We start from the raw sequence: 21,486 nt of genomic DNA, 5'->3' as shown, positions 1-21,486 counted from the left end.
AATATCATTAAGACCAAAAGAAAAGGCGCTTTCCTAACGACTTGGTTAAACGGACAAAGAACTTACAAAGATTGCTGTTAGAAGTTTCATTACTTCCCGTGCCAAATGGTATAATTAGTTCAATATAATGAAAAAGGTGTGAAACGAATGTCATCATTCAAGGATTTTTGCCAGTACATAAGTGATAATGCCGAATCGTTATCGGTAGAAGTGGTTGAATCGGTTGTGCAGGAAATGAACTTGGACATTCCCCGGTGGGAAAAAGAGCAGGCTGCCGACATGTACGTTGAACTTCTTGGGTTTTTCGGGCAGTCTCTTCTAGAAGGCGGGAATATCGAAGTCCCCGAAGCGCTGATCGAATGGAGTAAAAAGAACGCAGAAATGCAAGTAGCATCAGCAGGCAAGATTTCAGAAATCGTCATCCGCTACCCGACGACACGCCAGGTCTTTTCAGAGATCTTTACGCGGCTAAGCCTGAAATTCGATTTATCTTTAGTAGAGAGCGCTAAAGCCACCAAAGGCATCAATGCTGTATTGGATGTCAGCTTAAATGAAACATTTTATGCGTTTGAGAAGATTTCAGAAAGGTACCAAGCGGAAACGCAGGTAGAATTGCTCAATCTGTCAGCGCCGATTGTACCGGTTCTCGAAGGTGTGGTCGTATTGCCGCTTATCGGTGTTATGGACAGCTACCGGATTGCCCATATCCTGGACAATGTCATCCCAAGAATTGCTGAGATGAATGTAGACCATGTCATCACCGACTTTTCAGGAGTCTTGACGATTGACGCACATATTGCACAGTCAATTCAACAAATCGGCGGGACCCTTCAATTGATGGGTATTCACGTAGTGCTCGCTGGATTACGGCCGGATCTGGTTCAGGCCATCGTCTACAGTGGAATTGATATGCTGGATACGGATTCTTATGCAACGGTGAAACAGGCGCTGGAAAGCGTCAAATAATCAGTAGGACTTTAATTCAGATAGGCAAACATTCAAGTCATCCTGCAGCTTAATCTGCAAGGTGATTTTTTTAGCGGCAAGGGCAAAGCGGGTGTAAAGACGATGCTATTGCCTCATCAAAAATTCTGATGTACAGTATAGGCAATAACAAGGTGCAGTTACGTTCATTCCATTCGGAAAGGATGATCCAGTTGACGACTTCTCTAGTAACTTTATCGATGGCGCGCCGTTTTAATGCCAGTGACAAAGCGGTTTACGAAGCTTGGACGAATCCGGAATTGATGAAAAAATGGCTGTTCACAACAGAAGCCACCAATCAAGTGGCAAAGAACTCTCTGCGTGTTGGCGGCAGCTGGGAAATCGTCGACCGCCGGGAAGGCGTGGATTATCGGGCGACCGGCGAATACCTCGAACTGAAGCCGCCGCATAAACTGATGTTCAGTTTCAAGATGCCGCAGTTCAACGATTTGGAAGACCGCGTGACGGTATGGATTTCAATGGTGCAAAACAGCTGTGAAATGGCGTTTGTCCAGGAAATCAACGTACCGCATGAAGAAGGCTGGACAGAAGAGGACATCAAACGGACCGGTACGGAATTTAGCGATGAAAGCCGGAAAGGCTGGAGTTTGATGTTCGAGAATTTAAAGCAATTAGTTGAGCCCGCCTAATTGGAAAAACTGCAATCTCCTGTAAGTGAGGAGATTGCAGTTTTTTTTGCTGGATTGATGTAAATGCAAAATAAATAATATGGATAATATTGCATAACAGCAAGGTAAAGGATATGATCGACAAGAAACAATAAGATTAGCATAAAAAACAATCATTTTTGGTTACTATAAGCTATCGGAGGAAGTCGATGACGCAATTAAAGGATTTGGAATCTAAGATTCAAGAGCTAGTGACTTTATTGGAAGCTTCAAAGCAATTGAATTCAAATATAGAGATGGAAGAAGTTCTTGAAAACATCCTGCTGCAGATGGTGCAAATAGTGGGAGCAGAAGCGGGAACCTTATGGGTGCTGAACAAGGAACAACAAACGATCAAAGCAGCTGCTGCTTACGGACCTTCTGCGCCTGACATCCTGAACATCGAATTAAATAAGGATGAAGGCATTGTCGGCAAAGTGATTGGAACAGGTGAAGCCCAGCTGATTGAAAACGTGGCGCTGAATCCGGACTGGGCCGACCGGGTGGATCATTCAAGCGGTTTTGTAACCAAGTCGATGATCACCGTGCCGCTTGCGGTCAAAGGCAAGGTGCTGGGTGCCTTGCAGCTGTTGAACAAGAAAGACATTGCCTTTTTCTCCGAACAGGACATCAGCCTGGCGGTGGCGCTTGCCAACCAATCGGCTCTGGCGCTCCATAACAGCCAAATGTACGACGAACTGCAGCGCATGCTGCTGAGTATGATCCGTACCTTAGCGAAAGTGTTGGATGCGCGTGATCCTTATACGGCGGGCCACTCAGAGCGAGTAGCGAAATACGCATTGTGGATTGCCCAAAAGCTTGGACTGGATGCACATGATTGCGAAGAGCTGTATAAAGCGGCTTTGTTGCACGACATCGGAAAAATCGGCATACCGGATGATATCCTTAGAAAACCGGGGCGGCTGACAAATGAGGAATTCGCAGCCATCAAGCAGCACACCGTTATCGGCGCAAACATCCTGTCCAATATGGAGCCGAAAGAGGCAATGACACAGGCCATTGAAACAGCCCTGTCTCATCATGAACGGCTTGACGGCACCGGTTACCCGCATGGCTTGGCAGGAGATGAGATTCCGTTATTCGCCCGAATTGTCGGAGTGGCTGATGCTTTTGATGCCATGACGACCGCGCGTTCCTACAGTAAAGGAATGTCTTTCAAGCTCGGATCGGAAGAGCTGATACGCTGCCGGGAAACCTTATTTGACAGTAAAATTGTCGATGCATTCGCTGGAATTCTTGCGAGCTGCGATTACCAATTAGAACAATACGAAGAGCAACAGGGAAGAGGCTATCAGCTATGAGTCAATTTGACGTATTATTGATCGGCCATTTAATCGGCGATTTTTTGCTGCAGACAAGTTGGATGGCCAAACACAAGGCAAGCAAATGGCTGCCTTTATTGACGCATGTATCTGTTTACACAATAGTTATCGCCGTGTTTGGCATTTTCTCGGGTGGACTGTCTTTGCCGGCGCTCGCCATTATTTTCATTGGCCATATCATTCTGGACCGAAGAAGCTTTGTGATGTTTTGGGTAGAGCGGATTCAGACAGCCAAAGGACCTGAAAAGGCCTGGCTGTCGATTATGGCTGACCAAATTTTCCATATCATTTTGCTTGCCATTGCCATAGCGATTTCTTAGGAGTGAACAAAATATGAAACCTAAAACTTACGTGCTTGAAAAAGAATATGCTGTAGACCGGAAAACGGCCTGGCAGCTGCTCGCGGACAACAACCGCATGAATTTGTATATCGGCCTGTTCCCGGTAAGTTTCAGTCCGGCCAAGCAGGACGGAGTAGAAGTGTTTTACCGGGAAGCTCATGCCAAAGTGCTGGGGCTCGTGCCCATATCGTGGCAGGAGTTCCCGTTCCAGTGGCAGGAAAACGACAGCTATACGGTTGAACGCCGCTACCTGACGGGTCCGCTCAAGCGTTACACGCTGAAGGTTGAACTGTTCGATAGTGCGCAGAATGGAACCCGGGTCAAGCTGACGGCTGACTTTGTGCCGCTCAATCCTCTTGGATATGGAGCCATTTGGGCAACCGGATTGCCGGCAGTCAAAAAGATCATGCGTTACTTAGATGATTATTTGGCGTCTGAGGCAACAAATGTATTGGAAGCGCCGCAAAGACCAAAAGCCGTTGAAATCAATTTGCTTGAACTTGACCGGCTGTCGGCTCTGCTTGCCAAGTCGCCCGTCGAGAATCATTACGTGGAACAATTGCATGATTATTTAGTTGGGAAAGGCGACCACGACGTTGCCCAAATCGAGCCGGTGAATCTTGCCCGGATGTGGAACACTGACTTGGATGAAACCTTGCGTGTGCTGCTCTATGCCACAAAAGCGGGGTTGCTAAACCTGAGCTGGAACGTGATCTGCCCGAACTGCCGGGTTTCGAAAGTCGAGCACAGCTCGCTGTCACAGCTCGAGCAGGCGTTTCATTGCGACCTATGCGGCGTCAATTACGATGCCAATTTTGATCAATTTGTCGAACTGAACTTTTCTGTTCACCCGGCTATACGCAAGGCTTACGCTGAAGTGTATTGCATCGGCGGGCCAATGATTACGCCGCATGTCAAAGCCCAGCAAGTTATTGAAAGGGGCAAGACCGCGAGCTTTAGGATTCCACAAGGTGAAGAGGCACTGCGCTTCCGTGTGCTTCAAGCGAATGACAGAGTAACTGTAGATAAAAGTGCGGAAGCAACACAGCTTTTGTATTCAGATTTGGGCTGGTCCCAGGATTCGGTATCGAATACAGGGGAAGTTGTCATCAAAAACTCCAGCAGTGCAGATGTTGTCGTCGCTTTGGAACATTCGGACTGGAATAAGCAGGCAGTAACGGCTGCAAAAGTTACAGTGATGCAGGAGTTCAGGGACCTTTTTTCTTCTGAAGTTTTGTCTCCGGACCAGAAAATCGGAATTGACCACGTGACGATCTTGTTTACGGATTTAAAAGGCTCAACCTTGCTGTATGAAACGATTGGCGACTCCAGCGCCTACGGCCAGGTGCGCAACCATTTCGATTTTCTGACCGGACATATTGTCAAAAACTCCGGAAGCGTCGTGAAAACGATCGGCGACGCTGTTATGGCTGTCTTTCATAAACCCGAGGACGGATTGAAGGCAGCGTTGGCTATCCAGAAAAATCTGCAAGCGTTCAATGATACAGCGAATGAAGAACTGGTGCTGCGTCTCGGGGTGTACAGCGGAGCGGCCATCGCCGTCAATTCCAATGATCGCCTTGATTATTTTGGGCGGACGGTCAATATTGCGGCACGGATCGAAGGTCAGGGCGAAGGCAATGATGTCGTCATTAGCCGTGAGTTATTGGCGCACACATCCTCAGTGGAATTGCTGTCAGCTGCTGATGTCGAGCTTGAAGAGTTTTCAGCTGTCTTAAAAGGAATCGAAGGTGCAGTGGATTTGGTGCGGATTCGGTTAAAAGAGAATGTATTGATCGAGAAGCATGCAGGTTAAAAGGTTTCCAATTTATGGAGTTAAATAAAAATTGATTGTTAATAAATGCCTGGTGAGATATCTTTATCTTAAGAGGCATCTTTTTGTTATGGAAAGGGAGTTGGACATGAAAGTTCAAACAGAACAATTCGGTGAAGTGGACCTGGCTGAAGAACGCGTCATCACATTTGATAAAGGCATTCCAGGATTTGAAGAATATAAGGAGTATGTATTGATACCAGCAGACGCAGAAGGCGAATCGCCATTCTTTTTCCTGCAGTCGGTGGAAGCGATGCAAGTCAGTTTCTTCCTGGTCGATCCATTTACGTTTTTCCAGGATTACGATATCAAGCTGGAAGAGCAGATGGTGGAGCGGCTGCAGCTGGAAGATCCGGCAGATGCCATCGTGTTAACAACAGTAACGGTTAAAGGCAACATTAGTGGAGCGACAACGAACTTAAAGGCACCATTGGTCATCAATAATAAAAAACAGTTGGGCATGCAAATTGTCTTGAACAACAAAGACTACCAGATCAAGCAGGCTTTATTCCAGAGCGGCGACACCGCTGCAAGGCAGGTGTAAGAAATGTTAGTACTGGGACGAAAAAAAGGCGAAACAATCATTATCAACGACGATATCGAAATCACGGTTACCTCTATAGAAGGCGACATGGTACGCCTCGGCATCAACGCGCCGAAGCAAGTCACTATCCACCGGAAAGAAGTGTACCTGGAGATTCAGGAAGAGAACAAACAAGCGACTTCGAATGTCATCAATTTGAGCGACTTCCTGAGCATGAAGAAGAAATAGAGGGAAAGCCTGCAGATTTTGCAGGCTTTTTATATGGATTAGAAATAAAAAAGAAAAACTTTCAAAAAACACTAAACATTTATGAAACCCCTCCGATATAACTTATGTAAGGCAGTTCAAAAGGATTTGGGCGCTTGCAAAAAAACAAAAAAACATTACACGGAGGTAATACACAATGATTATCAATCACAATATCGCAGCACTTAACACACACAGACAAATGGGCTCTGCTCAAAGCGCACAAATGAACAGCATGGAAAAGCTTTCTTCTGGACTTCGCATCAACAGCGCGAAAGACGATGCAGCTGGACTTTCAATTTCTGAGAAAATGCGTGGACAGATTCGCGGACTTGAACAAGGTTCTCGAAATGCGCAAGATGGTATTTCTTTAATTCAAACAGCAGAAGGTGCATTGAATGAAACTCAAGACATTCTTCAGCGCATGCGTGAATTAGCTGTACAAGCTTCAAACGATACAAACACAACTGAAGATCGTGAAGCAATTCAGAATGAAGCAGATCAGTTGGCAAAGGATGTTAACCGCATTGCTAAAGATACTCAGTTTAACGGTCAAGATCTCTTGACTGGCGTAGGCGGACCGAATGGAGATGGTTCATTTACCTTCCAAGTTGGAGCGAATGAAAATCAACAAATTACGGTTAACTTCGCTGATATGAGAGGTTCAACTGGTTTAGCTATCGCTACAACTGATGATGAAGCAACTGATGCTATTGATATTTCTTCAACTTCTGCAGTAGCAACAGCAGCAATTACAACTATTAATGATGCTATAAAAGCAGTTTCAGCTGAGCGTTCTAACTTAGGAGCTAACCAAAATCGCTTAGAGTACGCAACAAATAATTTGAACACGTCTGCAGAAAACCTTACTGCTGCGGAATCACGAGTTCGTGACGTCGATATGGCGAAAGAAATGATGGAACAAACAAAGAATTCAATTCTTGCCCAAGCATCACAAGCAATGCTAGCTCAAGCCAACCAGGCTCCGCAGCAAGTGCTTCAATTGCTACGTTAATATTAAGAATCAACAGGAGCCTAATTTTAGGCTCCTTTTTTTATAAGGAGGCAGTCTAATGGATATTGGTGCGTTATCAATGGCAATCAGTCAGATAAATGTTCGAACAGAAGTAAACGTTTCTATTATGAAAAAGACAATCAACCAAGCTGAAACAAATGGTCAGAGTGTTGTAAAAATGCTGGGACAGTTTGTACAGCCTCATATTGGTGGCAAGTTGGACATTAGAGGGTAAATGAGTGAGAAAGTCTATGACTGTAAAAGGTCACAGGCTTTTTTTCTTTTTACTGGATAAAGATTTTATTTCCTCCCACAATTATCCTATTCTTTTTTTGTCCGTTATCTTGTACACTAAACAAGATTAACTCAAGCAAAGGGTGTGAGAACCGATTGACCAGTCCGATATCTTCTAATCTTTTTTTATATAATACAATCGCCACGATGGCGAAGTCGATGCCTGCTTTAGGACAGACTGACAGCACCAGTAACTCTGTCAGCAGTTCGACAAGTCCCAGCACATTTTTTGCGATGCTGATGAGTGCTATGATGGAAAGCATGGAACAGACAAATACGGGGACAGCTCCGCAAACGGGTGTTCAAGCTGCATTGCCGTCATTAACTACGCCATTAACGGCTCCGCTAGCCAATTCCTATAATCCGACTGTTGCGATCCCGCCGCTCAACACAAAAGAAGTTCCAACTGCTGCAACCGATAAGAGCGATTTGAAGTTCCGGCCGACGCAATTTATCAAATTGGACAATACATTAGAAGGCAAGTTAAGCGGAACGGCTGCCCACTTTATCAATGCAGGGAAAAAATACGATCTCGATCCGAATTTATTGTCAGCCATCGCCATCCACGAAACCGGAAATGGCTCATCGAAAGCGATCAATGACAAAAACAATGTTGCCGGGATGATGGGCAAGAACGGCTTGCGCAGTTATGGTTCTGTAGAAGACAGTATTTTCGATATGGCCCGCAATTTGCGCCAGAACTACTTGAATCAAGGCAAAGACACCATTGCGAAAATTGGAGCGAAATACGCGCCGGTTGGAGCCGCTAACGATCCAACCGGGTTAAATAACCATTGGACGCAGGGCGTCAACAATTATTATTCCAAGCTCACATAAAATAAGACATGTCTTTCATAGACCTGTCTTATTTTTTTTGATTTATTGCTAAAAAAACCACATATTCTGCCGATAACTAATATAGAGCCTTTTAAACAAACTGGAAGATTAGGAGAGTGGCAATCATGGAAGTAGTAAATCAGTCAATTCCTCATTTTCCAAAAATCAACGAACCGAATCCAGCAGCTTCCAAAGAAACGCCAGTGCCTGAAGAAAATAAATTTTTGGATATCAATAAATCCATTACGAAAGAAATGATCAGCGATAAAGTAGAGGACATGAACAAGTTTTTAGAACCGAGCTCGACAAATGTGAAATTCCAACTGCATGAAAAGCTGGAGGTCTATTATGTTCAAGTAATTGATTCGAAAACAGATGAGGTCCTGCGGGAAATTCCCAATAAAAAATTCTTGGATATGTATGCATCGATGGCCGAATTGGCGGGCCTGATTGTGGATGAGAAATTATAAGAACGGAGTGAACAGAATATGCGCGTTGGCGGATTAGCATCAGGCATGGATACAGAATCAATCGTCAAAGACATGATGAAGATCCAAAAGATGCCTTTAGATAAATTAATGCAGCAAAAAACCTTTACAGAATGGCAGCAGGAAGCATTCCGCAATACCAATTTGTCCATGTCGACTCTTCGGACAAGCGCCAGTAATTTGCGGCTTCAGTCATCATTCAACTCGTATAGTGCCACTTCACCAAATCCGACAAGTTTCACGGTAGCGACAACGGCTACTGCAATGAGCGGCTCTTACAACGTACAGGTGACAAGTGTAGCGAGTGCGGCGAAATTGAATTCAACTGCTGGTATTACGACAACAGTAGCAGACGGAAGCACCAAGGCTGCCAATTCGACAGATCAAATTGGTGTGGCAGGCCAAATAAAGATAGGAACTATAAGCGTTAATGTAGCGAGCACTGATACGTTTGCGGACGTAGCTAAGAATCTTCAGGATGCCACGGCAGCTTCGATTCCAGCTCTGCGGGCCAGCTTTGATAACACGACGTCCCGCTTTTTCATCGCAACAAAAGGAATGGGAGCCGAACAGGCTTTTACCATGGATTTCACAGCAGCAGATGGAACAACGGCAAATGCAGATTTGGCTAATAAAATTATTAATAATGGCGCAACCACAGCCACAGCTGCCGGGGCTGCAGACGGATCCATGAAATTTGATGGTATTGAAATTACGGGATTAAAAACTAACCAAACGACCGTTAACGGATTGACGATCAATCTTTTGCAGGCTGGTACAGAAGCAACCATAAATGTCCAGTCCAATCCCGAAAAACCGTTGGCGATGATCAAAGAATTTGTCGACAAATACAATGAAACAATTGAAACGCTGCAGAAGCAGCTGGTCGAAAAGCGCTATCCGGATTTCCAACCTTTATCCGATGAACAAAAGAAAGACATGACTGAAAAAGAAATTGAATTATGGGAAGACAAAGCAAGGAGCGGCTTATTGCGCAACGATCCGGTGCTGAAATCGGCTATGCAAGACCTGCGAAGAGCCTTCATGGACAAGGTATCAAGTGTTGCAGATGGCAACCTTAACCTTTTGTCTCAAATAGGCATAAACACTGGTGCATATACTGAAGGTGGCAAATTATTCATAGATGAAGCGAAATTGAGTGAAGCGTTGAAGAACAAACCGGATGAAGTGATGGCATTATTTACCACTAGAGATGCTTCGGGCAATGGAGTCGGAGCAAGAGTCTATGACACGTTGAATAATATCGTTAAAAACCTCAGTACAAAAGCTGGCAGTTCTTCGAGCTCTGTCGACAACAGTACACTTTCAAAAAAAATAAGGCAGATGAACGATGAAATTAGCCGCTGGCAAGATCGTTTATTGCGCGTCGAAGATCGCTATTGGAAGCAGTTCACAGCAATGGAAAAAGCGCTAAGCCAGATGAACTCGCAAAGTGCCTGGATGCAGCAGAATATGTTTGGTGGTTCGTGATGAGCTCAAAAACGATTATGTATGCCTTTCTTGAACAAACACAAGAGCTTTACCAAAAAGCAAAGCACATTAACTCACGAATGGAAGCAAACGACGAAGGCAGCGTTGAGTCGCTTGAGACTATATTTTATCGCCGACAGCAATCTATTAAACAGTTAGAAACTTTTATGAAGCAAAAAAACTTTCAATGGACAGCTGAAGAGCAGTCCATCATTGAACAAGTAAAGGAAATCGATCAACAGCTTCATCTCTTGCTCAACGACTTGCACCACGCCTTTTTTGCACAGATTAATCGCATTGCTCAAACAAAAGAAATGTCAAAAAAATACAGCAATGCTTATCAAACCGTATCCACTGAAGGTTCGTTCATAGATAAACGGAATTAAGATCGAGGGGGAAAACAACACGTGGCAACAATAAATCCTTACCAGGCCTACCAGCAGAATTCAGTAATGACGGCATCTCCACAGGAACTGACCTTGATGCTTTACAACGGCAGCCTGAAATTCATAAAAATGGCAAAACGCGCGATGGCAGATAAACATTTTGAAGAAAAGAACACTAACATCATCAAAGCACAGAACATCGTTCAAGAACTCCGTATCACGTTGGATTTAAAGATCGAAATGTCAGCTGCTCTGGCTCAGATGTATGAATACATGTACAGCCGCCTGCTGGATGCTAATATGAAAAACGATCTAGAAGCACTCGAAGAAGTGGAAACGCTGATGAAAGATATGCGTAACACTTGGAAAGAAGCAATGGCATTAGCTAAAAATAATTAATTCGGCCCTATAAGCTGAGTGAAGCAAGAATATAGGTGTTCTTTGGCTGATCTCCTGCGAAAGCTATGCTCTAAACGATGTATAGCAAGTACGTATAAAGATGAAATGAGGTATGAACGTGGATAAGACATCATGGGTGGGCATAATACTTGGATTTGCCGTCTTGATCGGCGGAATGATCTTAAAAGGGTCCAGTCCAATCGCTTTATATAACCCGGCAGCATTGGTTATTATCTTTGCCGGTACGATTGCCTGTATTCTCGTGGCGTTTCCGATGGAAGAAGTTAAACAGATTCCAAGTTTATTTAAGGTTATCTTCAGTGAATCGAAAATGGCTACTGTCAAAGAAATGATTCCCATGTTTACCGGATGGGCGATGCTCGCGAGAAAAGAAGGTTTGTTGTCTTTGGAAGAAAAAGCAGACGAAGTAGAAGATCCGTTTTTGCAGCGCGGACTGAAAATGGTCGTTGACGGACAGTCTCAGGAATACATCCGTGAAATGATGGAAGAAGAGATTGCAGCGATGGAAGACCGCCATGAACTGGGTGCAAAGATCTTTGCGCAAGCAGGCACTTATGCGCCAACACTTGGAGTTCTTGGTGCCGTTATTGGGTTGGTTGCGGCACTCGGACATTTGGATGATGTGGCATTGCTTGGAAAATCGATTTCCGCGGCTTTTATCGCGACCTTGTTCGGGATTTTCTCGGGTTATGTACTGTGGCATCCTTTTGCTAACAAGCTCAAACGGAAATCCGAAAAAGAAGCAAAAATGAAAATGATCATGCTGGAAGGGATATTAGCCGTACAAAGTGGTCTGCCAGTCCGGACAGTGGAAGAAAAACTGCTGACGTATTTACCGGTAAAAGATCGAGTCCTTGAAGCAGAAACAAGAGGAAAAGACAAAGAAGGTGTTCGTGTTGAAGCGTAAAAAAAAACACGAAGAACATGTAGATGAAGCCTGGTTATTGCCTTATGCGGATATTTTAACATTGCTGCTTGCCTTATTTATCGTCCTTTTTGCTGCAAGTGAAGTAGATTCCCGAAAATTCCAGGCGATTTCCAGTTCCTTTAATAGTGAGCTCCAAGGCGGGACCGGTGTTCTGGAAAAGGAAGCACCGACTGAAAGTATGGAAGTTACGCCTCCGATTGAAGAGTTGAAGACCGATGACTCAACAACTGAAGGCCAAGAAGAAATGTCATGGGCAGAAGATCAGAAAGAACTGAAAGAATTCAAAGCGAAAATTGATGGGTATATTGACGAAAAAGGCTTGTCTCCGAGACTCCAAACTAAGCTTACCTCAAAAGGGCTGATGCTGACGATAACGGAAGGTGTTCTTTTTCAATCAGGTCAGGCCGAAATTTTCGAAGATTCCAGAACAGTGGCAAAAGAAATTTCGAATTTATTGATTACCGATACACCACGTATGATTTATATAGAGGGACATACGGATAATGTGCCAACAGGCACCCGGGAATTCCCAAGCAATTGGGAGCTGAGTTCAGCGAGAGCCATCACTTTCATGAAAATTCTTCTTGAAAATGAAAAGTTGGATCCACGGAAATTTAGTGCCACCGGCTATAGCGAGTATCAGCCGATTGCTTCAAACGATACCGAAGCGGGACGAGAGGAAAACCGCCGCGTGGAAGTACTAATCTCCCCTTATCAAAAAGAAAATATAGATTAAGAGGTGTGTACAGCATGGGGAAATTTAAAAATATTATTATTATCATTATTTTAGCGTCAGTTATTGGGGTAGGAGCTGCATTTTTGTTCTCACAAAAAACAGCAAGCTCTGAAGACAAACCTTTAACTGCAGAAGAATTAGTGGAATTGAGTATCGATACCGATATCATCACCACAAACCTTGCTTCTGCTAGCAATTTTGCTGTTGTTCAATTCAATATTGCATTAGACAATAAAAAAACAAAAGAAGAAACAGAAAAGCGCACATCTGAAGTCCGTGCAGCAATTATTTCAACAGTTGCTGGTTTTACTAAAGAAGAGCTCGTCAGCAAGGATGGAATAGCAACACTTGAAGAGCAACTCACGGCAAAGTTAAATGACATGCTGGACAAGGGGCATGTTGAACGTGTGCTGGTAACAGAATTTAAAGTACAATAATCATTGATTTTACTAAACATTTAACGGAAGCTGCCGATATAAATCTATAGAAGAGATAAGGTGAAGTGAATGCAGGCAAGCCGGTTAGAAAATTGCAGTATTTGCGGCAGGCTATTCAATAAAAGCTATTCAGATTACTGCCTGGATTGCTACAAGGATATCGAGCAGCAGTTTAAACTCGTAGCAGAGTTTTTGAAAGTCGAACAGAACCGCGGGGCTACGATTGCTGAAGTCAGTGAAGCCGTCGATGTTTCGAAAAAGCGGATTAAAGAATTCATTCGCGATGGGCGCCTGTATGCAGCGGATTATCCAAATCTGGGTTACCCGTGTTCCCAGTGTGGTAAGGTAATAAAAAGAGAGAGTTTATGTACCGAATGTGCCACTAAATTTTCAACAGAGCTCAACAAGTCACTTCAAGCCGATCAGTTTAGAGAGCAAATGGCTAAGAACCCTGTGGGTGTTTCTGCAAACGCACAATACTGGAAGCTAAGAAAATAAAAAAAGTTAGGGCGGTGAAGGAATGAATATCGATAAAACAAACGGTTCTTCCTTTATTCAAGCTTATCAAAAGCTGCAGGTTACTCCTGCAGCTAAGGCGAGACCGATACAAAAAGAAGACGAACTGCAAATTTCACATCAAGCAAAAGCAATGTTTGAAAAAAATGCAACAGCAGATATCGAAAGACAGGAAAAGATAAACTTTTTGAAAGCCCAGGTCGCAGCGGGTGAATACCAAGTCGACGTTGATAAGGTAGCTGATAAAGTCCATCAATTCTGGTTTGATAAATAGAATTAAGCTCTTAAAAGAGGAGGGTGTCGGATGCTGGATTTAGTCGTCACGACGCTGGACGAATTGATCAGTCTGCAGAAACAGTTGATTCGCTATGCTGAACGGAAACAGACTGTACTCATCGAACGTAAAGTGGATGAATTAACTGAGTTAGTAAAAGAAGAGTCCAAGCTTATTAAACAATTGGGCGAACTAGAGGACGAGCGCCAGCAGTTAATGGCAGATGTCCTCAACGAACACCCGGGCCTGACATTCAGTGAATTTACTGATCAGATTTCAGATGAAAAAGTAAAAAAAGAGCTTCACTCCCAATTGAAAACTTTACAAATGCTTTTAACTGAGTTGCAGGCAAAAAACAAGGTTAATGAAAAAATCCTTGAAGACTCGATGAGCTTTGTTCAACATATGATCACTCAAGTAACGAAATCAAAGCAACAGCATTTTAATTATCAATCACCAGTCGGACAGCAAAAAGCACAGATAAATAATCAGGGCTTTTTCGATACAAGAGCTTAAGAACTTTTAGAAAGCAGGGGAAATAATGGTCTCATCTTTTCACGGTCTAGAGTTAGGGAAACGTGGGTTATCCGTTGGGCAGGCAAGCATTGCTACAACTGGACAAAACATTGCCAACGTCAATACAAAAGGCTATTCGCGGCAACAAGTAAACGCCAGTGCGTCAGCATCTGTTGATATCTGGACGAATAGCGGAGCAAACTCCGGACAGTTGGGAACGGGTGTCAACCTTGACTCGATTACACGTGTAAGAGATCAATTCCTTGATCAGCAGCATCGCGATCAATCGGGAACCTTAAGTCAGTGGGAAGCAAAACAGGCGACTTTGGATCGGCTCGAGACGGTAATTAACGAACCTAGCGACACGGGCTTGAACTCAGCCATGGATCAATTATGGAATGCTTGGCAGGACCTTGGAAACGAACCTACAAGTTTATCAGCGCAGGCGGTTGTTAAAGAGCGTGCTCAGGCTTTTGTAGAAGTTGCTCAATCGATGAATGCATCAATGGAAAATTTAAAAAGCGATTTGGTTCAACAATCGCAGTCGACAGTCGCAGAAGCCAATGCTTATTTAAAGCAAATAGCTGATTTAAATAGCAGCATTGTCCGCAGCGGCAGCCAAGCAAACGATTTGCGCGACAAACGCGACGAAGCAGTTGAAGGGCTGTCAAAACTGATGTCAGTCAAAGTCGAAGAAAAAACAGACGGCTCTTACAGCATCAAACTCAAATCCACGGATGCTTCACTAGTGGCAGGAACTCAAGTAACCAATATTGATTATAAAACCGGTGCTGGTGAAAATGAAATCTACGGCGGCAAGCTTGCCGGTCTCAGCCAGTCGATGGAAATCGCTGATGACTACCACAAGGAAATGAACAAAGTGGTTGAAGGGTTCGTTACGGCGAATGGCATGTCAGCAGCAGGCGGCAAAGAAAGCCGATTATTTATTGGCAATACCACTGATTTTAATATTTCAACCCTAAAGGTTAATTACAATATGGAAGATTCAAAGATTCCTGCATCAATGGAAAGTGGCTCACAATCAGCCAAGTCGGACTTTCGTGTATTGGTCAGCAAGCTTGGGGCTCAAAGCCAAGCTGCTGTAAATACCGTCGTTAATCACGAAACAACATTGCTGGCCACAGAAAACCGAAGACAGTCAGTAACCGGTGTTTCACTAGATGAAGAAATGGCCAATCTTATTAAATACCAACATTCGTATAATGCGGCAGCACGGTTAGTATCCATGACAGACCAGATGCTAGATACCATCATTAACCGTATGGCCGCCCGGTAAGTAGAGGGGGAAGCAGGATGAGAGTCACACAACAAATGCTCAATCAAAATTCAGTAAGAAATATGCATCAAAACTTGAGCCGTTTTGAAAAAGTTAATAATCAGGTCTCGACTGGCAAACTGCTTAACCGGCCATCGGACGATCCGAATGGTGTCAGTAAATCCATGAGCTTAAAAAGTTCATTGGCTGCCAATCAGCAATTTGAACGAAATGCTGGCGAAGCAAAGTTATGGATGGAAGAAACCGATCAAAATATTAATGCGATGGTCAATGTCATGCAGCGTGTGAGGGAATTGGGCGTTCAAAGCAATACCGACACCTTGTCCGATTCAGACAGGAAAGCGATTGCTGCAGAAGTTGAACAATTAACAGAGCAAGTAAGAGAGTTTGCTAATACAAAAGTAAATGGAAACTTTTTGTTTAACGGAAAAAATACTGATCAAGCCCCGTATCCGAAATCCGATTCCTATCTGACGACAACTTTCGAAGTGGCTGCAAAAACAATTGTTATTGGCGATAACGTCACTATAGAAGCGAGCGTCACACCAGATAAAATATTTGGGAATGCTGATGACGAAACCAACTTGTTTCAGGCATTAAATGAAATGGTGAATAGCTTGAAAGCTGATGAAAAAGTGGACTTGGGTATGATCGATGGGGGAATTGAACGGCTGCTAACGGTATCAGCAGAAAATGGGGGCCGTCAAAATCGTTTAGAAGCAGTGGAGAATCGCTTGCTGGACAGCAACTTGGAGCTCAAATCCATGCTGTCAAAACTACAGGATACGGATTATGCCGAAGCCATCATCAAGCTAAAAAGCGAAGAAAGTGTCTACCAAGCAAGCCTCGCTGCAACATCAAAAATAATTCAACCGAGTTTAATGGATTTCTTAAGATAAGTGAATTAAAGTGCGAAAGAGCAGACGCCCCAGGGCATCTGCTCTTTTTTCGTTATCCTTTTATTGTATTGACTAAGCCCATCATGTCATCTGCGTAGGAAATGGCTCTTCCTTGTGATTGAAACAATCGCTGCGTGGAGATCAATTCGGTCATTTCATCGGTAAGGTCAACATTGGATGCTTCCAAAGCGCCTTGCTTGATGGCGATGGAACCGTCATTTTGTTGCGACAAATCAATTAGCTGCAAATTTCCGTTGGCGAGTTGTTCTGCTTCGGTACCAGTCAGGCTGAATCGGTTGCCGCCGATTTTTTCAAGAGAATTCGGCCGGTTTATTTGGGCAATGCCCAATTGGATTTCAGCCGGTTGTTTAGCAGGATCTTTATAGGAAACTTCCAACGCTCCATTTCCATTTAACTGGATGGTGTCATAATCAGCATCAAAAGTAATCGGCTGGTTATTGGCTCCAAGAACGGCATCTCCGTTCGCGGTAACAAGGCTTACTTGATTTGAATTCAAGATTGGCTGGACTTGAAAAGAGCCGTCTTTTGTATAAAAGGTGTTGCCTTCTGATGCAACACGGAAATATGCGGATTCGCCCTGGATCATAAAATCAAGCGGGCGATCTGTTTGGCGGATGGAGCCTTGTTCGTTGCGAGTGGCTGTCTGAGATAAAATCGCGCCGACGCCAATTCGCAAACCGTAAGGCGTAATTCGTCCAACTTCATTTTGCGGGCCGACTTGTTTCTCGATTGACTGAACGAGCGCATCAGAAAAACTCGCTTCTTGGCGTTTATAGCCATTGGTATTTACATTGGCAATGTTATTGCCGATCAAGTCGATCTTTTTTTGCAGTTCAGCCATGGTATTGCTTGCTGTATTCATTTGGATATTCACTGGAAACTAATTCCTCCTTATACGCGACCGATTTCATTGACGGCTTTTTCCATGCTGCGATCGTAAGCTTGAATCACTTTTTGGTTCGATTCGAAACCTCGGTAAGTCGTCATCATGTCTGTCATCGTCTGGGTCAAGTCAACATTTGATTGTTCGATAAATCCTTGTTTTACAAGGCTTTCTGTATTATTAAGCAAAGCAACATTATCAACGAATTGCGGAGTGCCTTCCGGATTTCCGGCCCACCGCAACAGATTCTGTCCCTCTTTTACAAACTGATCCGGATTTTCAGTGTGGCCCATCCATAGACGGCCACCTTGCGTGCCATCCGCTAACACAATCTGGCCATTGTCCTGCACTGTAAAGTTAGTCGATCCCACTTGGATCGGCTGCTGGTTTTCACCTAATACAGGAAATCCATCGCTGGTCATCAACGCACCTTCGGCATTTACTGCGAAAGTTCCGTTTTTCGTATAGCGGACTTCATTGTTATCTGCAGCTACTGCGAAAACCATTGTGCCTTTTTGCTGAGTTTCTGGATTTATGGGCAATAACTCATCCATGAGCACTAAATCTGTCGTATTTCCGGTTTCTTTTAGAGGTCCTTGCAAAAAAGAAGGAATCCCTTCCTGAGCATATACTCCCGTGGTCAAAGTCCCGATATTTTGGGGGACTATTGTACCTTTTTTACCAGCCTCCATCGCTTTAATCAACTGATTGGGAAAAGCGCGCATAACCGTTTGGTCCTCTTTGAAACCAGGAGTATTGGTATTTGATAGGTTATTCGTTAAGACTTGTTGCATCCTATTATTGGCCATCATCCCTGATGTAGCAGTATATAATCCACGAAACATATGGTTTCTTCCTTTCAAAGCCTATTTCATTAATTCTCGCGTAGCATAACATTTAAAATAGAATATAAATAGAGACTTTTAGATTAATATGGAAAATTTAACATTAAAAAAATATTTAAAAGAAAAATATACAAAATTATATAAACATGATACTATCACGTTGTTATTATTTTTTGAAAATAGTACGAAATGACGAGTTTAAAAATAAAATAGATAAAATCATTGTGATAATGGCAAACTTATTCGAAAGATAAAGACGCAAAGCCACGGGCCTAACTACATGGTGTATAAGGCAGCCGGGTTACCAAAAATGGTAGATTTAATTAAATCCACCTTTTTTTAAGGTGGATTTTTATTTAAAATTAATTGTAAAAAAAAGGAGTTTATTGATGAATATATTCCCTAAATCTCTTGAAACTATGGAGCAAGCGCTATCGGCTTCAACCTTAAGACAACGAGTCCACTCAGCAAATATCGCCAATGTGGATACAGCTAATTACAAAAGCAAAAAAGTCGATTTTCAAGCAGCGTTGGATACAGCGATGAACCAGCAAAGCCTTTCAAGTTATAAAACAAACGAGCGGCATCTGTCGTTCAGCAACGAACGATTGGTGACTAAAACTGAAGTTTTGACGAACAACTCCACAAAATACAATAACAACGGCAATAATGTCGACATGGACGTCGAAATGGCTGAACTGGCAAAAAACCAATTATGGTATAACGCTGTTACCGAACGGGTAAACGGCAAACTCAACAGTTTAAGCTCTGTTATTAATGGAGGGAGATAAAAAAGATGAGTTTATTTAACGGATTTAACATCAGTTCTTCCGGCCTGACAGCCAACCGACTCCGGATGGACGTTGTATCTGCCAATATCGCAAATGCCAACACAAATCGTGCCGAGCTGGTGGATGGGGAATGGATGCCTTATCGCCGAAAAACAGTAGAATTATCTCAAAGCGGCGGATCGCCTTTTGCTAATCAATTGCAGTCGGTGATCAATAAAGGCAATGCGGCAGTGACAGGAGTCAAAGTGTCGGAAATCAAAGAAGACGAGACCCCTTTTACCATGACTTACGATCCGGACCATCCGGACGCAGGAGAAGACGGCTATGTTCGCTCATCCAATGTAGATCCACTAAAAGAAATGGTGGATTTAATGTCCGCCACACGCTCTTACGAAGCGAACGTTACGGCATTGAATGCTTCAAAAAGCATGTTTATGAAAGCTTTAGAGATTGGCAAATAACTCATTAGATCATAAGGAGGCACCATGGAAAAAATAAGCCAGATTCAGACGCCTTTTATTCAAAATCAATTGTTCGACAAAGTGAAACCCGAAAACAAAGTAGAAGGTTTTGGAGAAATATTTAAAGACGCATTAAAGGAAGTCAGTAAAGCACAGAATGAATCAGACAAATTGACCAATCAATTGGTGACAGGAGAAGTTCAGGATGTACATGAAGTGATGATTGCTTCACAAAAGGCCAGCTTATCTTTGCAGATGACCATGCAGGTACGCAATAAGGTTGTTGAGGCTTATCAAGAAGTAATGAGAATGCAAGTATGATAGGGACCGGCGGGATGATGACTAAATGAAAGAGAAGTTTTCGACATATAAAACGAAATTGAGTGAATCGTGGACCAGTTTTTCTCCTGTAACGAAATGGTCTGTTATTGGCTCCTTTTTTATCACCTTGATAATCTTGATTGTCTTTGTTTTTCTGAGTAATCGCTCCGAGTTTTCAGTACTGTATTCTAATTTGACAGCAGCTGAAGCAGGTGAAATCAAAACAGCGATTGAAGAGCAGGCCATTCCGGTGCAAGTTTCAGCCGATGGAAAAACCATCAGCGTGCCGGAAGAGCATTTGGCTAATTTGAAAGTCAGTTTGGCTGCGGAAGGCATTCCGAAAAATGGCAATGTGAATTACGGCATATTCAGTGAAAACATGGGTCTCGGAATGACGGATCGCCATTTTGATGTTGTGGAACGAGATGCCATGCAAAATGAATTGGCGTATTTGATTCAACAGATTGATGGAGTAACGGAAGCGAATGTCATGATCACGCTGCCGAAGGAAAATATTTGGATTACGGATGATGAGCAGACATCAACAGCATCTATCGTCATTAAAGGCGATCCAACATTCCAGTTGGATCAGAAACAAATAAATGGCTTGTATCACCTGATCAGCAAATCGGTTCCAAGTTTACCGGCTGAGCAGATTGTCATTATGGATCAGAACGGCCAAGTGTTCGAAGTGCAGGATGCCAATCAGGCAGATACCAATTTGTCGGTTTACCAGCAGCACCGCGAAATCCAAAAAGGCATCGAACAGGATATTCAGCGCGAACTGCAGCAAATGCTGGGCTTGTTATTAGGGCAGGACAAAGTGGTTGTTTCTGTTATGACGAACATCGATTTCACGAAAGAAAAGCGGGAAGAGCAATTGGTTGAACCCGTCGATATTGAAAACAATGAAGGTTTGGATATCAGTGTGGAACGGATTGTCGAAACTTATTCAAGTGAAGGCACAGTCATTGAAGATGCAGCGGGAACCGGTGAAACAGAAGTAGCTAATTATCCGGGTGTGGATGGTGCCGGCAACAGTGAATCCGAACGAACAGAAGAGCGAATCAATAGCGAAGTCAATCGGATCAATCGGCAAATCGAGATGAGTCCATACGTCATCGATGATATTACGATCAACGTAGGTGTGGAACCGCCAGTTCCTGAGAATCCAGCCAGCTTAACACAAGAAAACGTTACGGATATCAGCAATCTATTGAAGAATGCGGTCAGTACTTCATTGAGTATGAATGAATTCCCTGCAACTGAGGCAGAGCTGGAAGATCGAATTTCTGTTTTTGCAACCGAGTTTCAGGGACGTCCAGCAGTTGAAGAAGAAGAGCCGGAAACAACATTCCTGGCAGGGATACCGAATAACCTTCTGCTTGTAATCGGCGCAGCGGTTGTTTTACTCCTTATTATTGTTGTAGTACTAATTTTGCTTCGCAGAAGGAAGAAAGAAGAGATTTTTGAAGAAGAGTATGAGTTTGGTGGATTTGAACAGGCTTTGGCTAAGTCAAATCAAGTAGAACTTGAAGAAGAGATCGATTTATCTGCATTTGGTTCAAAATCAAATCCAAAGCAAAAGACAATTGAGAAACTTGCTAAAGGGAGACCTGAAGATTTTGCTAAATTGCTGCGAACGTGGATGGCGGATGACTAGGAGCGTA

Annotated in this window: 28 protein-coding genes and 1 riboswitch; of the genes, 26 read left to right on the top strand and 2 right to left on the bottom strand. The window is 43.4% G+C overall.

From position 1 onward, the window contains the following. Positions 1-147 precede the first annotated feature (147 nt). From FQV26_RS16285 to flgL, 22 genes are all read left to right on the top strand, one after another. The gene (locus FQV26_RS16285; protein ID WP_146558812.1) at positions 148-966 is read left to right on the top strand and encodes an STAS domain-containing protein; all 819 of its coding nucleotides are present in this window, start codon (positions 148-150) and stop codon (positions 964-966) included. 191 nt (positions 967-1,157) lie between these two features. Then, positions 1,158-1,634: an SRPBCC family protein gene (locus tag FQV26_RS16280; RefSeq protein ID WP_261384375.1), complete on the top strand. Its 477-nt coding sequence runs from the start codon at positions 1,158-1,160 to the stop codon at positions 1,632-1,634. A 188-nt stretch (positions 1,635-1,822) separates the two neighbouring features. Then, positions 1,823-2,974, top strand: coding sequence for a GAF and HD-GYP domain-containing protein (locus FQV26_RS16275; protein ID WP_146558810.1), 1,152 nt, complete (start codon positions 1,823-1,825; stop codon positions 2,972-2,974). Further along, complete coding sequence (locus FQV26_RS16270) at positions 2,971-3,315, top strand: DUF3307 domain-containing protein (RefSeq protein WP_146558808.1); 345 nt, start codon at positions 2,971-2,973, stop codon at positions 3,313-3,315. The genes FQV26_RS16275 and FQV26_RS16270 overlap by 4 nt, the downstream gene beginning before the upstream one ends. 13 nt (positions 3,316-3,328) lie before the next feature. Then, positions 3,329-5,152 (top strand): adenylate/guanylate cyclase domain-containing protein, encoded by a 1,824-nt coding sequence (locus FQV26_RS16265; RefSeq protein WP_146558806.1) that lies wholly within the window; start codon positions 3,329-3,331, stop codon positions 5,150-5,152. Between the two features lie 106 nt (positions 5,153-5,258). Next, entirely contained in the window at positions 5,259-5,714 is a 456-nt protein-coding gene (fliW, locus tag FQV26_RS16260; protein WP_146558804.1) for a flagellar assembly protein FliW, read from the top strand. 3 nt (positions 5,715-5,717) lie between these two features. After that, a complete protein-coding gene (gene csrA / locus FQV26_RS16255; RefSeq protein ID WP_146558802.1) occupies positions 5,718-5,942 on the top strand; it encodes a carbon storage regulator CsrA in 225 nt (74 codons plus the stop codon). Between the two features lie 175 nt (positions 5,943-6,117). After that, positions 6,118-6,975 (top strand): flagellin N-terminal helical domain-containing protein, encoded by an 858-nt coding sequence (locus tag FQV26_RS16250; RefSeq protein WP_146558801.1) that lies wholly within the window; start codon positions 6,118-6,120, stop codon positions 6,973-6,975. Between the two features lie 58 nt (positions 6,976-7,033). Next, positions 7,034-7,210, top strand: a complete 177-nt coding sequence (locus tag FQV26_RS16245) for a YjfB family protein (RefSeq protein WP_146558799.1) — start codon at positions 7,034-7,036, stop codon at positions 7,208-7,210. 155 nt (positions 7,211-7,365) lie between these two features. After that, a complete protein-coding gene (locus FQV26_RS16240; protein ID WP_146558797.1) occupies positions 7,366-8,106 on the top strand; it encodes a glucosaminidase domain-containing protein in 741 nt (246 codons plus the stop codon). A gap of 125 nt (positions 8,107-8,231) precedes the next feature. Next, entirely contained in the window at positions 8,232-8,576 is a 345-nt protein-coding gene (flaG, locus tag FQV26_RS16235; RefSeq protein ID WP_146558795.1) for a flagellar protein FlaG, read from the top strand. An 18-nt stretch (positions 8,577-8,594) separates the two neighbouring features. Beyond that, positions 8,595-10,085: a flagellar filament capping protein FliD gene (gene fliD / locus FQV26_RS16230; RefSeq protein ID WP_146558793.1), complete on the top strand. Its 1,491-nt coding sequence runs from the start codon at positions 8,595-8,597 to the stop codon at positions 10,083-10,085. Continuing rightward, complete coding sequence (locus tag FQV26_RS16225; RefSeq protein WP_261384374.1) at positions 10,085-10,471, top strand: flagellar protein FliT; 387 nt, start codon at positions 10,085-10,087, stop codon at positions 10,469-10,471. Before fliD ends, FQV26_RS16225 begins: the two co-directional genes overlap by 1 nt. Positions 10,472-10,492: 21 nt before the next feature. Then, on the top strand, positions 10,493-10,870 hold the full coding sequence (gene fliS, locus FQV26_RS16220; protein ID WP_146558791.1) for a flagellar export chaperone FliS: 378 nt from the start codon (positions 10,493-10,495) through the stop codon (positions 10,868-10,870). A gap of 118 nt (positions 10,871-10,988) precedes the next feature. Continuing rightward, positions 10,989-11,798, top strand: coding sequence for a flagellar motor stator protein MotA (gene motA / locus FQV26_RS16215; RefSeq protein ID WP_146558789.1), 810 nt, complete (start codon positions 10,989-10,991; stop codon positions 11,796-11,798). After that, positions 11,788-12,555, top strand: coding sequence for a flagellar motor protein MotB (motB, locus tag FQV26_RS16210; protein ID WP_146558787.1), 768 nt, complete (start codon positions 11,788-11,790; stop codon positions 12,553-12,555). Before motA ends, motB begins: the two co-directional genes overlap by 11 nt. 14 nt (positions 12,556-12,569) lie before the next feature. Continuing rightward, a complete protein-coding gene (locus FQV26_RS16205; protein ID WP_146558785.1) occupies positions 12,570-12,992 on the top strand; it encodes a flagellar basal body-associated FliL family protein in 423 nt (140 codons plus the stop codon). A 69-nt stretch (positions 12,993-13,061) separates the two neighbouring features. Then, positions 13,062-13,490, top strand: a complete 429-nt coding sequence (locus tag FQV26_RS16200) for a flagellar protein (protein WP_146558783.1) — start codon at positions 13,062-13,064, stop codon at positions 13,488-13,490. 22 nt (positions 13,491-13,512) lie between these two features. Continuing rightward, on the top strand, positions 13,513-13,782 hold the full coding sequence (gene flgM / locus FQV26_RS16195) for a flagellar biosynthesis anti-sigma factor FlgM (protein ID WP_146558781.1): 270 nt from the start codon (positions 13,513-13,515) through the stop codon (positions 13,780-13,782). 30 nt (positions 13,783-13,812) lie between these two features. Further along, positions 13,813-14,298, top strand: coding sequence for a flagellar protein FlgN (locus FQV26_RS16190; protein ID WP_146558778.1), 486 nt, complete (start codon positions 13,813-13,815; stop codon positions 14,296-14,298). Positions 14,299-14,323: 25 nt separating this feature from the next. Further along, on the top strand, positions 14,324-15,595 hold the full coding sequence (flgK, locus tag FQV26_RS16185; RefSeq protein ID WP_146558776.1) for a flagellar hook-associated protein FlgK: 1,272 nt from the start codon (positions 14,324-14,326) through the stop codon (positions 15,593-15,595). Between the two features lie 17 nt (positions 15,596-15,612). After that, on the top strand, positions 15,613-16,494 hold the full coding sequence (gene flgL / locus FQV26_RS16180; RefSeq protein ID WP_146558774.1) for a flagellar hook-associated protein FlgL: 882 nt from the start codon (positions 15,613-15,615) through the stop codon (positions 16,492-16,494). A gap of 52 nt (positions 16,495-16,546) precedes the next feature. Here flgL and FQV26_RS16175 read toward each other — a convergent pair whose 3' ends face one another. Beyond that, complete coding sequence (locus FQV26_RS16175; RefSeq protein WP_146558772.1) at positions 16,547-17,389, bottom strand: flagellar hook-basal body protein; 843 nt, start codon at positions 17,387-17,389, stop codon at positions 16,547-16,549. Between the two features lie 17 nt (positions 17,390-17,406). After that, positions 17,407-18,243 (bottom strand): flagellar hook-basal body protein, encoded by an 837-nt coding sequence (locus tag FQV26_RS16170; RefSeq protein WP_146558770.1) that lies wholly within the window; start codon positions 18,241-18,243, stop codon positions 17,407-17,409. A 222-nt stretch (positions 18,244-18,465) separates the two neighbouring features. Further along, positions 18,466-18,552: riboswitch (cyclic di-GMP riboswitch) on the top strand. Between the two features lie 80 nt (positions 18,553-18,632). Here FQV26_RS16170 and flgB point away from each other — a divergent pair. Genes flgB through fliF form a run of 4 tightly spaced genes read left to right on the top strand, consistent with a single transcriptional unit; the run spans position 18,633 to position 21,479 of the window. Beyond that, a complete protein-coding gene (gene flgB / locus FQV26_RS16165) occupies positions 18,633-19,034 on the top strand; it encodes a flagellar basal body rod protein FlgB (RefSeq protein ID WP_146558768.1) in 402 nt (133 codons plus the stop codon). A gap of 5 nt (positions 19,035-19,039) precedes the next feature. After that, complete coding sequence (gene flgC, locus FQV26_RS16160) at positions 19,040-19,495, top strand: flagellar basal body rod protein FlgC (protein WP_146558766.1); 456 nt, start codon at positions 19,040-19,042, stop codon at positions 19,493-19,495. A 24-nt stretch (positions 19,496-19,519) separates the two neighbouring features. Beyond that, entirely contained in the window at positions 19,520-19,816 is a 297-nt protein-coding gene (gene fliE, locus FQV26_RS16155; RefSeq protein WP_146558764.1) for a flagellar hook-basal body complex protein FliE, read from the top strand. Positions 19,817-19,841: 25 nt separating this feature from the next. Beyond that, positions 19,842-21,479 (top strand): flagellar basal-body MS-ring/collar protein FliF, encoded by a 1,638-nt coding sequence (fliF, locus tag FQV26_RS16150; RefSeq protein WP_146558762.1) that lies wholly within the window; start codon positions 19,842-19,844, stop codon positions 21,477-21,479. The last annotated feature ends 7 nt before the right edge of the window (positions 21,480-21,486 follow it).

This window comes from Planococcus sp. CPCC 101016, assembly GCF_007859295.1.
GTDB lineage: Bacteria > Bacillota > Bacilli > Bacillales_A > Planococcaceae > Planococcus.
Note: the sequence above shows the minus strand (reverse complement) of the source record. Positions and strands in the feature narration are given on the sequence as shown.